This window comes from Zobellia alginiliquefaciens (genome assembly GCF_029323795.1).
In the GTDB taxonomy this organism is placed as follows: Bacteria; Bacteroidota; Bacteroidia; order Flavobacteriales; family Flavobacteriaceae; genus Zobellia; species Zobellia alginiliquefaciens.
Map to the genome: position 1 here is coordinate 1185005 of NZ_CP119758.1, position 16850 is coordinate 1201854.

The following is a 16850-nucleotide window of genomic DNA, read 5'->3' on the forward strand; positions in this document are numbered from 1 at the left end:
TTAAAACAACCCAGGTTGTACGCCTCCTTTGAGCTTTCCTAGGTGTTTGTACGCCAAATCCGTGACTTCCCGCCCTCGTGGTGTTCGCATAATAAAACCCTGTTGTATCAAAAAAGGTTCATAAACCTCTTCAATAGTTTCTGAGCTTTCCGAAACTGCTGTCGCCAAAGTGGTAATTCCTACAGGCCCTCCTTTAAATTTATCTATAATGGTAGTTAGAATCTTATTATCCATTTCATCCAGTCCGTGCGCATCAACATTTAGCGCCTTTAGACTAAATTTTGAAATTTCAATATCTATACTTCCATTCCCCTTAATTTGAGCAAAATCCCGAACTCTTCTCAAAAGCGAGTTACAAATTCTTGGCGTCCCCCTACTTCTACCGGCAATCTCAATGGCTGCATCTTGGCTAATTGGAACTTTCAAAATTTCGGCACTGCGCTCTACAATGGTTGAAAGCAACTCAGTGGAATAATATTGTAAACGGCTTTGAATTCCAAAACGTGCCCGCATTGGGGCTGTAAGCAACCCTGAACGGGTGGTAGCGCCAATGAGCGTAAACGGATTTAAATTAATCTGTACCGAACGGGCATTTGGACCCGACTCGATCATAATATCAATCTTATAATCCTCCATTGCGGAATAGAGATATTCCTCTACAATAGGACTCAACCGATGAATTTCATCAATAAAAAGTACATCCCGCTCATCTAAATTTGTAAGCAGACCTGCCAAATCTCCGGGTTTGTCCAGAACCGGACCTGAAGTAATTTTGATTCCAACCCCTAATTCACTTGCCAGAATATGTGCCAAAGTGGTCTTACCCAATCCTGGAGGTCCGTGAAACAACGTGTGATCCAGCGCCTCCCCTCTTTGATTGGCAGCTTCCACAAAAACTTTGAGGTTTTCCAATACCTGCTCTTGCCCCGTAAAGTCGTCAAAACTTATGGGACGTAAAGCTTTTTCTATATCAAATTCTTCTGGTGTGAAGTTTTCACCTTCGGCGTCTAAGTACTCATTCATATCAAAACAAAGATAACAGAAAAAGAATCAAGCCCACTATACTTCATGACGCTAATATGACGTTTTGAAGATGGTTAAAAGCCATATCGTTTTGAAGATAATTTTCGTAAATTCATTCTATGCAAGAATCCAATTACTCCTCAGAAATACTTCAGTACATCCCTTTTTATTATGTTATTTGGTCTGATGATTTACTAACGACATCCGAGATCAACGTTGTACAAAACGTTATAGAAACAGATAAAACGCTCTCCGATAAAAGCAAGGCTCAGTTATTTGCATGGCTGGACACTTACAACCCACCTGCAGATAGTGAATTAAAAAAATGGAAACGCACCATTTCCAATTCTTCCGTGAAATTAGTTGAAAGTGAAACCTATCCTTTATCGGCATTCAGCCAAAAAGTGGTGTCTCATTACACAGGTGACTCCCCTTTAAACGAACAATTAAAGCAAATTGAAATACAGTTGGGCATTCAACCCAATCACTATAATCACCTTTTTGATGTAGCGGTTTCTCACGAAACAACATCGGACTTTTATAATGCCGATGCTATTGATGTTATCTTAAAGGGAAAGCATGCCACAGTGGTTGATGGTTTTAGAAAAACACTGTCCGACCCTATTTTTAAATGGGATGTTCACCGAAACAAAGAAGAATTTAGACAAGTGGTTCTAAACCAAGTAAAGTTTCTTGCGGATAAAGGGTACGGTGCTGTGGCATACCCAGAAGCATATGGCGGTACAAATAATATGGAAGGTTATGCTTACATGTTCGAAAACATGATGTTTGCCGACGGCAGCCTATCTATAAAGTTTGGGGTTCAATTTGGACTTTTCGGCGGAAGCATACAAAAGCTGGGCACCAAAAAACACCATGATAAATATTTACTAAAAACGGGAAAAGCCGAGTTACTAGGATGCTTTGCTATGACAGAAACCGGTCACGGCTCTAACGTTCGCGGCATTAAAACTACAGCAACCTATGACAATAATACGGATCAAATTATTATTCATACACCTGGTAATAGCGACAACAAAGAATATATTGGAAATGCACTGCACTCTACAATGGCCTCTGTATTCGCACAGCTAATAGTAAACGGCAAAAATGAAGGGGTACATGCTATTCTGGTTCCACTGCGAAATGAAAATCACGAACTTCTTTCTGGTGTACTTGTGGAAGACAACGGATACAAATTAGGTCTTAATGGTGTTGACAACGGTAAAATATGGTTCAACCAGGTTGCAATTCCCCGAGAAAATCTATTGAACAAATATGGAGATATCAAAGAAGACGGTACTTACTTCTCGGAAATTAAAAATCCGAACAAGCGCTTCTTTACCATGCTTGGTACTTTGGTTGGCGGTAGAATTTGCGTAGCCAGAGCGGGTTTAGGCGGTGCTAAATTTGCTTTAACAATAGCCATAAAACATGCTTTAAAGCGAAGACAGTTCAATGATAGCGTAAAAATTCAAGAAGACCTTTTAATGGACTACCCAACGCATCAACTGCGACTGACTCCTTTAGTAGCCAGTGCTTACGTGTATCACGTAACGCTTGATAAAATGATGCAGCAATATTGCGATCCTTCACAACCGGACAAACGAAAAATCGAGACACAAGTAGCAGGTTTAAAATCAATAATTACCTGGTTTGCCAACGATACCATTCAAGAATGTAGAGAAGCTTGTGGCGGCAAAGGATATCTTATAGAAAACCGTATTGCCGATTTAAAGGGAGATGTAGACATCTTTACCACTTTTGAAGGCGACAATACGGTGCTACTGCTTTTAGCTGCCAAAGGCGTATTATCAGATTTTAAATCAGAATTCAACAGTGCTGGTTTTACCGCAGTTTTGAAAATATTGGGCATACAGATAAATGATAAATTAGTCACCATTAATCCAGTCTATACTAACAAAGTAGATAAAGACCATTTATATAACCCAAAGTTTCACAAACATGCTTTTGATTACCGTACAAGACGCTTGACTTATACATTGGCGATGCGCATCAGGGCTTACATTAAAAAAGGAGTGCCGTCATACCAGGCCTTTCTTAAAGTACAAACTCACCTCTTAGCATTAGGAAAAGCCTACAGCAACGAGCTGGCCTACACCACCTACTGTGACTTTGTACATACCATGACCGATGATAAAAATAAAGCATTGTTCCAAAAATTAGGTACGCTCCATGCTTTATATACGCTAAGACAGGATGCAGAGTGGTATTTAGAACAAGGTTATATGGGCGGAACAAAGTCGAAAGCCATACGCCAACGTGTAGAACGCCTATGCACGGAACTACGTCCACATATTGGAGTCCTAGTAGATGGATTTGGCATACCGGAGCATTGCATGACCGCTCCCATCGCACAATAACCTGCTAAGCAGTTATTTCTCTTTGTGCAATTCCGAAGTATCAAGAAAATCTAGAACTTCAACCTTAGCCTCGCCATATAAATGGGTTCTAGCGTTACCACTAGAAGAAAGTTGTATGGTTTTAGTAGGATGAACGTCTGCCGTTGCGGATTCTTCTATGGTAAGATAAACGGCTTCCGCTTCTAACTTCTCACTTTTCAACTTTGAATTTTCAAAAAGATTGGCATACAATTCATAAGTGGCCCCTTCTAATATGGCAGTTGCATTTTTATACATTTTAACATTGCTCAAATCGCTATTACCAAAAACCTTTACATCGACCCTATCTTTTAAAACCAGATTAATCTCTTGGCCTTTCAGATTAAACTCCCCAGAACTGTTTCCTTCCATATTGATATTGAAAATCTCAGCATCTGCATTTAAGTCCAACTTAGCAGATTCGTGTAAATCTACATGTAGGTCTTTTGCATTAACAACTCCATCCATTGCAATCTCACCATCGTACATGGTAATGGATTCCAAATAAATATAGTTTACAATTATCTCCAATTTCTTTTTACGAGTAATGTTGTAATAAGAGCTTATCTGCAAAACACTATCTTGAACTCTAAATCTTAGAACGTCTATAAGATTATCATCTGCAGTGATAGAAACACCCTCTTCAGATGAATCGTGTAATTTTATTTCAAGGTCATCACGTAATTCTATTCCGTGAAAAGGGGGTAATTCTTGGTATACATCTATGACTGCCTTATTCCCTTTAATCTTAGGTTTTCTCTGTGAAAATGCTTGAAAAGTGAACAATAAAACAAATAGAAAAACAAAATTTTTCATATGATAGCGTCTTTAATACTAGGGGGTTAGTGTCCTATTTTATAGTTTACAAAGGTATCCCATATTATTCTTATCAAATAAGAATGTTAAAAAAGAATCAAAAAAAATGCCTAACTATAGCAGTTAGGCATTTTTATTTGAGTTAGTCCAGTAAATTAATGCTGAAGTTCTTCTTCATCTTTTTGTAGAGGAACTGTTTGAGGCACGAAATCTTGACCAGGAATAATATACTCGTCATTCTCGTCTACTTTACTATAATCATAAGCCCAACGGTGAACTTCAGGAATTGGACCAGGCCAATTTCCATGAATATGTTCCTGTGGAGTTGTCCACTCCAAAGTTGTGGCTTTCCAAGGGTTTTTAGGCCCAACCTTACCGTAGAAAATACTTCTTACAAAGTTGAATACAAATATAAGTTGTGCACTTGCCGTGATGATCGCAAATACGGTCATCAAAACTTGAATATCCGTTAATTCGTCAAACATTGGGAATGCCGTGTTTTCATAGTATCTTCTAGGAACACCTGCCATACCCACAAAGTGCATAGGGAAGAATATACCGTACGAACCTACTGCAGTAATCCAGAAATGGACATACCCTAAGTTCTTGTTCATCATCTTGCCTTCAAACATAGTTGGGAACCAATGATAAATACCTGCGAACATTCCATAAAGTGCAGAGATACCCATTACCAAGTGGAAGTGAGCAATTACAAAATAGGTATCATGAACGTTAATATCCAACGTACTATCTCCTAATACAATACCGGTAAGACCACCAGTAATAAAAGTAGACACCATACCTATTGAGTATAGCATTGCCGGGTTCAATTGTAGATTACCCTTCCAAAGAGTCGTAATCCAGTTAAACGCTTTTACGGCAGATGGTATTGCGATTAATAATGTTGTAAATGTAAATACGGAACCTAAGAACGGGTTCATACCAGAAATAAACATATGGTGCCCCCAAACAATGGTGGATAGGAAAGCAATTGCCAATATAGAAGCAATCATAGCACGATAACCGAAGATAGGTTTTCTAGCATTCACTGCCATTACCTCCGAAACGATACCCATTGCTGGTAAGATTACAATATATACCTCTGGGTGACCTAAGAACCAAAATAAGTGCTCATATAACACTGGAGATCCACCTTGGTAATGTAAAACTTCACCTTGTATAAATATATCCGACAAAAAGAAAGAAGTACCAAAACTTCTATCCATTATTAATAACAACGCCGCAGACAATAATACTGGGAAGGATATTATACCAATGATAGCCGTTACGAAAAATGCCCAAATCGTTAAAGGTAATCTTGTCATAGACATCCCTTTTGTACGAAGGTTGATTACAGTCACCACATAGTTCAAAGACCCCATAAGTGATGAAGCAATGAAAATTGCCATAGATACCAACCATAAGGTCATACCCATACCTGAACCCGGTTGTGCCATTGGTAGTGCACTTAGGGGAGGATATATTGTCCATCCCGCCGCTGCTGGACCTGCTTCTAAAAATAACGAAGCTAACATAATTACACACGAAATAAAGAACAACCAGAACGATAGCATGTTCATAAAACCGGATGCCATATCACGTGCACCAATTTGAAGCGGTATCAACAGGTTACTAAACGTACCACTCAACCCCTGTGTCAATACAAAGAAAACCATTAGGGTTCCGTGAATGGTTACCAAAGCCAAGTACACATCTGCATCCATAACACCATCAGGTGCCCATTTGCCCAATAAGGCCTCAAAAACCGAAAAAGATTCTCCTGGCCAAGCCAATTGCATACGAAACATAAGGGACATTAAAATACCCAACGCTCCCATAACGAATACACCAGTAATTAAATACTGCTTAGAGATCATCTTATGATCTTGACTAAATATATACTTAGTTACAAAGGTTTGTTTGTGGTGATGTTCGTGATCGTCATGTCCATGATCATCAACCTGTGCATTTGCAGTAACAGACATATTTGCTATTCTTTAATTTTAAATTTTCTTTTAAGCTCTCCTCAACTATCTATCAATACTACCTTTTTGGTATTAGTGACTTGCTGTTGCGGTTTCTATATTCTTGAATTCATCAGTAGAGGCCTGACCCATTACATTCTGTCCAAATGTTTTTTGTTCAGCCACCCAAGCATCATACTCCTCTTGAGTTTCTACAATAATCTTCATTTGCATGTTGTAGTGAGACTTTCCACAAATTTTGTTACAAAGCAGTATGTAATCAAACTCCCATGGATCTGAATTCTCTTCTCCATTGGCAGCTCTCTCCGATCTAATTGCATTTGTACGTTTTACTTTATCGGCCACATCAGGATTCTGACGCATTTCTTCCGTAGTATAAATTGGTGTAAAAGAGAACTCGGTAATCATTCCGGGAACACAGTTCATCTGAGCTCTAAAATGTGGCATATATGCCGAGTGCAATACGTCTTGTGAACGCATTTTAAAGTTAACCTTTCTCCCTACCGGCAAGTGCAACTCCTTTACAATAATATCATCGGCAGCGTACGTATCCGATTCATCCAAACCAAGAACGTTAGCTTTATTTATATCGATCATTCTAACATTAGCCTTACCCAGAACGTTGTCCTCACCACCGTATCTGGCCGTCCAGCTAAACTGCTGTGCATATAATTCAACTATTAACGGATCATCTTCATCGTTAACATCCATAATGGTTGTCCACGTATATAATCCCCAAAGGATAAGTCCAGACAAAACAATTACCGGAATAATAGTCCAGATAAACTCCAAACGATCACTATCAGCAAAGAAAAGCGCTCTCTTGCCTTCTACACCACGGTATTTATATCCAAAGTAATGTAGTAATGCCTGTGTAAGTGTTTGTACAAAGAAAATAATGATGAAAGACACCAACATTAAGGAATCATATTCCGCACCATGTGCAGAAGCCGCCTCAGGAAGTAGGAACTTAGAATATTTCCAGAAACTAAAAATTGTAATCCCGTAGATGAAAATAAGAAATGCGAACAAAAGATACCCGTTCGTATTGTTATCCGAGTCGTTGGCAATTTGAGAGTTTTCGGTTTTGAGCTGAGACAATTCAAATATCTTCGTCATCTGCCAAATCGCAATTGCCACAAGGGCTAAAACCACTAAAGTCAATAATGTAGTCATCGTATGTTCTACTATTATACGTTAAAAATACTAATAATGAAAATGTCTGCTTTCTTCTATAAACGGGTTACGTTTAGGCTGCAAAGGCGCAGTGGACAAAGCACGGAACACCCAGAAAATAAACAAGCCTGCAAAGAAAAGAACAGCACCAATTTCAGGAATACCGATAAACCATTGGTCACCCACAGTTGACGGCATAATCATATTAAAAATATCCATGTAGTGTCCTCCAAGTATAACAATACCCGCTAAAACCACAAACCAGTTTAAACGTTTATAATCGCTATTCATTAAAAGTAAAACAGGAAATAAGAAGTTCATTGCTATCATACCGAAAAATGGCAATCTATAATCCGCAATTCTAGTAACATAATAAGTAACCTCCTCTGGAATGTTGGAGTACCAGATAAGCATAAATTGAGAGAACCAAAGGTATGTCCAAAAAATACTAATACCGAACATGAACTTTGCTAAATCATGTATATGGCTATCATTTACATCTGGTAAATATCCTCTAGATTTTAAGTATATAGTTACCATAGCGATTACAGTAATACCAGATACGAACATACTGGCAAAAACATACCATCCAAAAAGTGTACTGTACCAGTGTGGATCAACACTCATAATCCAATCCCAGGACATAATAGACTCTGAAACCAAATAGAATACCAAGAAACCAGCAGACCATCTAAAGTTTAGTTTAAAATTAGAATCGTCGTTAGACTCATCCTGTCTCAAAGAAAGTTTTCTAGAGTATTCTCTGTAAAATATCCATCCACCTAAAAACACCGCCGCTCTAATAAGGAAGAACGTAGGATTCAAATATCCTTTTTTACCTTGTAATAAGTGATCATGGGCAACCACATCGGCATCCATCCAGACGAACAAATGATTCATATGTAATACGGACAATACCAATATTACAAACACAACAATTCCTCCAGGAACCAAGTACGCCGTAATACCTTCCATTACCCTAAACAACAATGGGGACCAACCTGCTTGAGCTGCTCGCTGTATAGCATAAAATGCCAAAACACCTAAAGCAATCATAAAGAAAAAGAATGCGGCAACATACAATGCGGCCCATGGCTTATTCTGTAATTGGTGTAACAAGTGTTCATCATGAGAAGAATCGTGAACCTCACCATGAGCGTCGGCAGCTTCACCATGACCATCAGCAGCAACCGCCCCGTGAGCCTCAACAGCTCCGTGTGCATCACCATGCCCATCACTATGACTAGCTACAATAGCTTTTGCCTCCTCTACCGTACTAGGCGCCGAAATAAATCCGATAGCAATCCCAAGCACTCCAAGAGCCATTAAAATAAAGGAACCGATCTTTAATTTGTTTGAAAACGTATACATATCCCTTTTCTAATATTATTTCGTTAAGTCTTGTTTCAATTTCATCACGTACTCCGAAACTTGCCACATCTCTTTTGTATCCATCTGCGAGGCGTAAGAACCCATAGAGTTCAATCCGTAATGAATAGTATGGTAAGCAGTACCTATTGTAATATTTCTAGCAGCATCCGAATAACTAGGAACCCCTAAAATCTTTTCTCTTTTTACAAGTGTACCCTGTCCATCTCCCTTATCACCGTGACAAATAGCACAATAAATGGTGTACAATTGACCTCCCGCTGCTAAATCCTCTTCGATATTCAAAGAATCCAAAGGACTAGATTGTACCCTTGCTAATTCTTTCCCCTCTGGTGTATTTTCATAACCATAAGGAATCCACCCACGGGAAATGGTATGCTCCGGAGGACTCATTGCTTCTTGACGATTCGGAAGGAAATCAACCTCTCCATATGCTTCATAGCCAACCGGCTCATACATGTTAGGCATATATTGATAGTTGGGACTGTTCTTATCGGCACAGGCCGTAACACACAGTAGCAACCCAAAAACGATTCCTATTTTGCTAAAACTGTTCATATTTAATGACTGTTTTTTTCAACTATATTTATCTCCACTGCCCCTGTATCCAACAACAGATCCTTCAATTCTTTTTCATTATCGTGAATATCGATTTCCATTAAGAAATGGTCATCAGTAGTACGAACATCCGGGTTTTCCGCTTCTTTGAAAGGCCATAAACGACTTCTCATATAAAAGGTAATTACCATTAAGTGAGCCGCAAAGAAAACCGTAAGTTCGAACATAATAGGCACAAAAGCCGGCATATTCTCTAAATAGCTAAAACTTGGTTTACCACCTATATCCTGAGGCCAATCCTCGATCATGATGTAGTTCATCATCACTGTAGCTACAGTAAGACCAATACAACCGTATATAAAGGATGTAATGGCAATACGAGTTGGCGCCAGACCCATGGCCTTGTCCAAACCATGAACAGGAAATGGACAATATACTTCTTCGATATGATGCTTAGCTGCTTTTACCCTTTTAACGGCAAGCATTAGCACGTCATCATCATCATAATATGCATGTATCGCTTTTGATGCCATAGCTATTGTTTCTTGTTGTTTAATAATTTTGCCTGACCGGCCCAATCGTCTCTTTGTGCTCTTCCTGGGAAAGATTCGGTTATTGAATCTAACAAATCATACTCTCTATTGGTCATTCTTGCCACCTGAGCAAAAGTGAATATTCCAATTTCATTAAGAGTAGCTTCCATTTGCGGACCTACGCCTTTAATCTGCTTAAGGTCATCGGCCGTTTCCTTAGTTGCATCAAACTTACCAATAGCACTCAAGAGCTCAGAAACACTTTCTGTAGTGTCTTGTTTTGGTACAACCTCACCCATTAATACATCGTCAGTAATAACCTCTTCTTTGGTTTCAGTTTCGGTCAATTTTGTAATTGTATACAAAGGCTGACCTGCATCTCTCAATTTCTTATACTTACTTCCTGATGACTTCAAGATAGATTTAACTTCCGCCTGAGCAATTACAGGGAACGTTCTAGCATATAGAAGGAACAATACAAAGAAGAATCCAATAGTACCTACAAAGATTCCTATATCTACAAATGTTGGAGAGAACATTGTCCAAGAGGATGGAAGGTAATCACGGTGAAGCGACGTAACGATAATCACAAAACGCTCAAACCACATTCCTATGTTCACTACAATAGAAATAGCGAAGGAAAACATAATACTAGTCCTCAATTTCTTGAACCACATAAACTGTGGAGAAAATACATTACACGTCATCATTGACCAGTATGCCCACCAGTAAGGACCAGTTGCTCTATTCAAGAACGCATACTGTTCGTATTCCACCCCAGAATACCACGCCATGAAAAGCTCGGTTATATAGGCACAACCTACAATAGAACCTGTTAACATAATTACGATGTTCATTAATTCTATATGCTGAACAGTAATATATGCTTCTAAATGACACACTTTACGCATAATAATCAAAAGCGTGTTCACCATTGCAAATCCTGAGAAGATAGCCCCTGCAACAAAGTATGGAGGGAATATAGTTGTATGCCACCCAGGAATTACCGAAGTAGCAAAGTCAAAAGATACAATCGTATGCACGGAAAGTACAAGTGGCGTAGCCAAACCAGCTAAAACCAAAGACACTTCTTCAAAACGTTGCCAATCTTTAGCACGACCACTCCAACCAAAACTCAATAATCCGTATATTTTCTTTTGGAACGGCAGTATTGCTCTATCACGCAACATTGCAAAATCAGGAAGTAAACCTGTCCACCAGAAAACCAATGATACTGATAAATACGTTGAAATGGCAAATACATCCCAAAGCAATGGAGAGTTGAAGTTCACCCAAAGCGAACCGAATTGGTTAGGAATAGGCAATACCCAGTACGCCAACCAAGGACGACCCATGTGAATAATTGGAAAAAGACCCGCCTGAACAACAGAGAAGATAGTCATTGCCTCTGCGGAACGGTTAATTGCCATTCTCCATTTCTGACGGAACAACAACAGTACCGCTGATATCAATGTACCTGCGTGACCAATACCTACCCACCAAACAAAGTTAGTAATATCCCAAGCCCAGTTAACAGACTTGTTCAGTCCCCATGTTCCAATACCTGTAGAGACTGTATAAATAATACAACCGATACCCCAAAGAAATGCCACTAAGGCAATAGAAAACACAATCCACCAATGCTTATTAGCCCTACCCTCAACTGGAGCGGCTATATCCACACTAACATCATGGTAGCCTTTATCCCCAATAACTAAGGGCTTTCGTATAGGTGCTTCGTAATGCGACGCCATATAATTCTATTATAGTTGTTTACTTAAATACGGTTTTATGCTTCGTTCGTGTTTCTCACCTTCACGTGATAGAACACATTTGGCTTAGTTCCCACATGCTCCAATAAATGGTACATACGATCACTTTCTGCTAACTTGGAAACTTCACTTTCCTTATCATTAACATCACCAAAGATTATAGCTCCTGTGCTACATGAAGCAGAACAAGCCGTTTGAAACTCTTCATCCTTTACCGGACGACCGTCTCTCTTAGCATCTAAGATAGACTTCTGAGTCATCTGAATACACATTGAACATTTTTCAATTACCCCTCTAGAACGAACATTTACATCTGGGTTCAATACCATTTTACCCAAATCGTTGTTCATGTGGTAATCAAACTCATCGTTGTTGTTATACAAGAACCAGTTGAATCTACGAACTTTATAAGGACAGTTGTTAGCACAGTATCTTGTACCTACACAACGGTTATATGCCATATGGTTCTGACCTTGACGGCTATGCGATGTTGCCGCAACCGGACAAACCGTTTCACACGGCGCATGATTACAATGTTGACACATCACAGGCTGGAAAGCCACTTGAGGATTAGCCGCTGGATGCTCCAACTCACCAAAACCACCTAATGAACCATTATCACCAGAAAGACCATCAAACCCATCCTTCTTAATATTATCACCTTCAAAAGTATCTTCCGAAGAGTAGTATCTATCAATACGCAACCAGTGCATATCCCTACTCTTTCTAACCTCTTCTTTACCGACAACAGGAACATTGTTCTCCGCATGACAAGCAATAACACAAGCCCCACAACCGGTACAAGCATTTAAATCGATTGACATATTGAAATGATGACCAATAGTACGATCAAATCCATCCCATAAATCTACAGATGTTGCAGGCACCTCTTGGTGGTCTAATGATACCACAGGCACTTCATTCCACTCTGCGTGATCCTTTGTATTGAAAATCTCTAAAGTAGTCTCTTTAATGATATCCCCTCTACCCATTAAGGTCTTATGCAACTGAATACAAGCAAATTCATGCATTCCAGAAGCCTTCTCTATGGTAGCAGCTTGTACGCTGTTAAAATCTTGATATAAAGGATACGCATTTACACCAGTTTGCATTTCTGATTTCATACCTACTTTTCTTCCGTAACCGAAAGAAAGACCGATAGAACCAATAGCTTGACCAGGTTGAATAATTACAGGAACATTATTAACAGTAACACCATTAACAGTAACATTGGCATAACTACCATCCAAACCACCATTAGCCACATGCTCGTTCACAAAACCTAAACGCTCCGCATCCGCTTTGGAAACGGTAACATAGTTATCCCAAGATACTCTAGTTACAGGATCCGGAAACTCTTGCAACCATGGATTGTTTGCCTGTTGACCAGCACCCATACCCGTTTTAGGATACAAAGTAAGCTCAACACCACCTCCACTAGTAGCGTTAACCAGACTACTAATTGCCGTAGCAACCGGAATTCCCGCTTGAGCAGTAACCTCCTCAACCACATTAGCCTCAACAGCTTCTTTATCTATTGCAGCTGAAGCGGCATTCTCAGGATCCGCATCAGAAGACATAGCCACACCTGAAGCAGAATAAACTCCATCATGAAGCGCTTTATTCCAATCGTTCCCAGCCAAGATAGACTGAGACCAAGTTTCTTTTACGTATTCGTAATATGATTTATCGCTACCCAACCATTTCAATAAAGCCGTCTGAAACTGTCTTGTATCAAAAAGCTCCTTGATAGTAGGCTGCATTAAACTGAACTGCCCTTTCTTAACTTGAGTATCACCCCAAGATTCCAAGAAATGATTTGCAGCTGCCGTATACTGGGCTACTTCCGTAGTTTCGTTCCAATTATTGGAAAACACAACCGAAAGACCCACTTTCTCAATACCTTCTTTAAAGTCGGCCGCATTTGGCAAAGTAAACATAGGATTCACCCCATCTACTAACAACGCACCAACTTTACCTGCTTTCATGTCAGAAATCAACTTCTGAACCGCCTTAACATTTCCCTGCCTAACATAACGAGGAGAAGCAGCATCATATGCTTTACTGCCTAACATTTCGTTAATAGCCAAAACAACTGTCTGGGCATTTATATCATCAAGACCTGTAACAACTACAGCCCCTGTTTTATTCTTTCTAATTTCAGCAGCTACGTCATCAATAGTTTTCTGAACATTCTCCGAAAGTTCACCACCAACACTGGTTCCGTTCAATTTAGCATATAATTGAGCTAAAGCTATTTTCTGCTGCATTGGCGTTAAAGGCACACGCTTGTCGGCGTTCGCGCCACTTAAGCTCATGTTAGCCTCAAACTGTACGTGACGGGACATCTTACCATTTTTAGGCACCCTACCCTTTGCGTAACCACCATCATAGTTCCCTCCTTGCCAATCTCCCAAGAAATCAGCACCAAAAGAAACTATCAAATCTGCTTTTTCAAAATCATAATCAGCTAAGGCACGCTCACCATATTTTACCTCATAAGCGCTAGCTGCAGCATCTTCAGATATAGCGTCATAAACCACATGGTTTACATTACTATACTCTGCTTTTAAATCACCAATCAATCTATCCGTAGACGGACTAGCATATGTTTGCGTCAACAAAGCAATCTGCTGACCAGAATTTTTAAGACTACCCAACTTAGCTTTTACAGCAGCATCTAAAGCAGACCAATCCGTAGGCTCTCCGTTTGCCATAGGCCCCTGCAAACGCGTACTATCGTACAAAGACAGGACAGATGCCTGAACCCTAGCGTTAGCAGAACCAGCAACTTTGGCCTCCTTATTGTTTTCAACCTTAATAGGACGACCTTCCCTAGTCTTAATAAGAATACTTGCAAAGTCAAAACCGTTCGCTATGGTAGTTGCATAATAATTAGCAACACCAGGAACAATATTTTCCGGCTGAACAACATAAGGAATAGATTTATGCACAGGTCCTTCACAAGCAGCCAATGAAGCCGCCGCAGTACTAAAACCAACATACTTAAGGAAATCCCTTCTATTAGTAGATGTAGCGGATAGACTTTCTTTATCACCCAAAAAATCATCTACGGGAATTTGCTCAACAAACTCGTTCTGTCTTAGCGTCTCAACAATGGAATCGTTCGGATTTAATTCCGCCTCGTTTTTCCAATATTTTTTGTTTGATGCCATACTTTCTATGTAATTAGCTACTTTCTAGTTCGATTAATAATGACACTTTCCACATTCAAGCCCGCCCATTTGCGCAGCCGTCAACTTTTCAACACCATATTTCTTGGAAAGCTCGGTATGAATTTTTTCGTAGTAAGCATTACCCTCTACCTTAATTTCTGTTTCTCTGTGACAGTTAATACACCACCCCATTGTTAATGGAGAATATTGATACATTATCTCCATCTCCTCTACAGGACCGTGGCATTGCTGACATTCAATACCGGCGACACTTACGTGCTGTGAGTGATTGAAGTATGCGAAATCAGGCAAATTATGAATACGCACCCATTCCACTGGCTGACTTTCGCCAGTATATTTTTGATTTTCCTCATCCCAACCAACGGCGGCATAAAGCTTTTTAATCTCCTTATTATAATCAACTCCATATTCGCGCTTACCCTCTTCCAAGGTCTCATCAGCAACTTGATAGATTGATTTATGACAGTTCATACACACATTAAGCGCAGGAATACCAGAAGTCTTGGACACACGTGCAGAAGAATGACAATACTTACACTCAATTTTATTATCACCAGCATGTATACGATGCGAATAATGTATTGGCTGAATTGGCTGATACCCTTGATCAACACCAACCTGCATCATCCAACCATATGCAAAATAAGCACTACCTAACAACAAGAATATAACCGTCACCAAAACCAAAAACTGATTTTTAGCAAATGCCTTCCATAGTGGCAATCTCTTTTCTGACTCCTCAACTTCCAAAACAACCCCGTTGGCCTCCGCTATTCTTCTTAGTGTTTTATTCACCAAGAACAACATAACGACCAACAGACCAAAAACAACAGCCAAGGCACCCAAAACAATCTCGTTCGATATCCCTCCAGAAGCAGAAGCAGTTGCACCGGCCTCACCACCTGCCGCAGCAGCTGGAGCAGCGGTTTTTGGAGGAGCGGAAGTATAGGCTAAAATATTGTCAATATCCTCATTGGACAATGTTGGAAACGGCGTCATTGCCGCCTGGTTATACTCAGCATACACCTTATTGGCATAAGAATCCCCAGAAGAAATCATACCCGGACTATTCTTAATCCACCTGTATAACCAATCACGATCCAAACCTTCATCTTCAGCCAACCTTTCCTCAACATTCGCCAAAGCAGGTCCGGTCATTTTACGATTTAGAGAGTGACATGCCGCACAATTCTGATTGAATAACGCTTTACCTTTTGCCGGATCTCCCGCCGAATCACCAGAACTTGCCGCCTCAGTAGCAGCTTCATCCGCAGTGCCGCCATCTTGAGCAGATATAGAAACGGAAAATAATAGTAAAACAAATAGAGTTAAACCTAAAACTTTAGAAATCGAATGGCGGTACGGAACCTTTTTCATATGAATCTTATTTCTATCGACATCTTGGCACGATAATTTCATTTAGAGAAATACTTGTATTAATTCTTATCAGTGCTAAAATCGAAGGCAAAAATACGTAATAGTCTTTATTTTGTAAATGTTAACGGATTGATAATTCTTAATTTATAACTGTTCTAAATAGTGAGGTATTCCGCAATTTGACTAGGAATAAACTACTTTTGTGTAAAATATTAAAACCCAATTATTTCACTACAATGAAGACATTTTTTGTACTTAGCTTAACCCTAGCTTCTTTAACATTTGGGCACGCCCAACAGGGTCAAATCAACGTTGAACAAGACGAAAAGATTACAGATTTAATCGAAATATACAAGACTTCAAATGAAAGTTCCGATTATTATCGCATTCAAGTAGGGTTTGGATCTTACAGCAAAGCTCAAAATATACAGGCCAATGTAGAACAAGATTTCCCAGATTTACCCTCTAAAATAGATTTTGATTCCCCAACATACCGAGTAAGGGTCGGACGGTTCAAAAACAAATTAGATGCCGAAAGGAAATTTAATGAAGTCCGAAAAAAATATCCGGATGCGATGTTACTAAAACCAAAAAAATCGACCCGTTAAGGTCGATTTTTTTT

General features: G+C 39.5%; 12 protein-coding genes. 2 read left to right on the forward strand and 10 right to left on the reverse strand.

The features are described 5' to 3' along the window. A complete protein-coding gene (ruvB, locus tag P0077_RS05015; RefSeq protein WP_194524759.1) occupies positions 1-1023 on the reverse strand; it encodes a Holliday junction branch migration DNA helicase RuvB in 1023 nt (340 codons plus the stop codon). A 119-nt stretch (positions 1024-1142) separates the two neighbouring features. On the opposite strand from ruvB, the gene P0077_RS05020 reads away from it, so the two are divergent. Further along, positions 1143-3407 (forward strand): acyl-CoA dehydrogenase family protein, encoded by a 2265-nt coding sequence (locus P0077_RS05020; RefSeq protein WP_276168044.1) that lies wholly within the window; start codon positions 1143-1145, stop codon positions 3405-3407. A 12-nt stretch (positions 3408-3419) separates the two neighbouring features. Here the strand turns inward: P0077_RS05020 and P0077_RS05025 are convergent, their stop codons facing one another. The 9 genes from P0077_RS05025 to P0077_RS05065 all read right to left on the reverse strand — a co-directional run bounded on the left by P0077_RS05025 (position 3420) and on the right by P0077_RS05065 (position 16228). After that, positions 3420-4241 (reverse strand): GIN domain-containing protein, encoded by an 822-nt coding sequence (locus P0077_RS05025; RefSeq protein ID WP_276168045.1) that lies wholly within the window; start codon positions 4239-4241, stop codon positions 3420-3422. A gap of 155 nt (positions 4242-4396) precedes the next feature. Next, the gene (locus P0077_RS05030; protein ID WP_276168046.1) at positions 4397-6226 is read right to left on the reverse strand and encodes a cytochrome c oxidase subunit I; all 1830 of its coding nucleotides are present in this window, start codon (positions 6224-6226) and stop codon (positions 4397-4399) included. Positions 6227-6298: 72 nt separating this feature from the next. Next, positions 6299-7402: a cytochrome c oxidase subunit II gene (locus P0077_RS05035; protein WP_276168047.1), complete on the reverse strand. Its 1104-nt coding sequence runs from the start codon at positions 7400-7402 to the stop codon at positions 6299-6301. A 30-nt stretch (positions 7403-7432) separates the two neighbouring features. Beyond that, a complete protein-coding gene (locus tag P0077_RS05040) occupies positions 7433-8773 on the reverse strand; it encodes a quinol:cytochrome C oxidoreductase (RefSeq protein ID WP_276168048.1) in 1341 nt (446 codons plus the stop codon). A 15-nt stretch (positions 8774-8788) separates the two neighbouring features. Next, positions 8789-9349 (reverse strand): c-type cytochrome, encoded by a 561-nt coding sequence (locus P0077_RS05045; RefSeq protein WP_276168049.1) that lies wholly within the window; start codon positions 9347-9349, stop codon positions 8789-8791. Between the two features lie 2 nt (positions 9350-9351). Continuing rightward, positions 9352-9882, reverse strand: coding sequence for a DUF3341 domain-containing protein (locus P0077_RS05050; RefSeq protein WP_276168050.1), 531 nt, complete (start codon positions 9880-9882; stop codon positions 9352-9354). A gap of 2 nt (positions 9883-9884) precedes the next feature. Beyond that, complete coding sequence (locus P0077_RS05055) at positions 9885-11636, reverse strand: helix-hairpin-helix domain-containing protein (RefSeq protein WP_276168051.1); 1752 nt, start codon at positions 11634-11636, stop codon at positions 9885-9887. Positions 11637-11671: 35 nt separating this feature from the next. Beyond that, a complete protein-coding gene (locus P0077_RS05060) occupies positions 11672-14830 on the reverse strand; it encodes a TAT-variant-translocated molybdopterin oxidoreductase (protein WP_276168052.1) in 3159 nt (1052 codons plus the stop codon). A 33-nt stretch (positions 14831-14863) separates the two neighbouring features. Further along, entirely contained in the window at positions 14864-16228 is a 1365-nt protein-coding gene (locus P0077_RS05065) for a c-type cytochrome (protein WP_276169170.1), read from the reverse strand. A 236-nt stretch (positions 16229-16464) separates the two neighbouring features. On the opposite strand from P0077_RS05065, the gene P0077_RS05070 reads away from it, so the two are divergent. Continuing rightward, entirely contained in the window at positions 16465-16836 is a 372-nt protein-coding gene (locus P0077_RS05070) for an SPOR domain-containing protein (protein ID WP_276168053.1), read from the forward strand. Positions 16837-16850 lie beyond the last annotated feature (14 nt).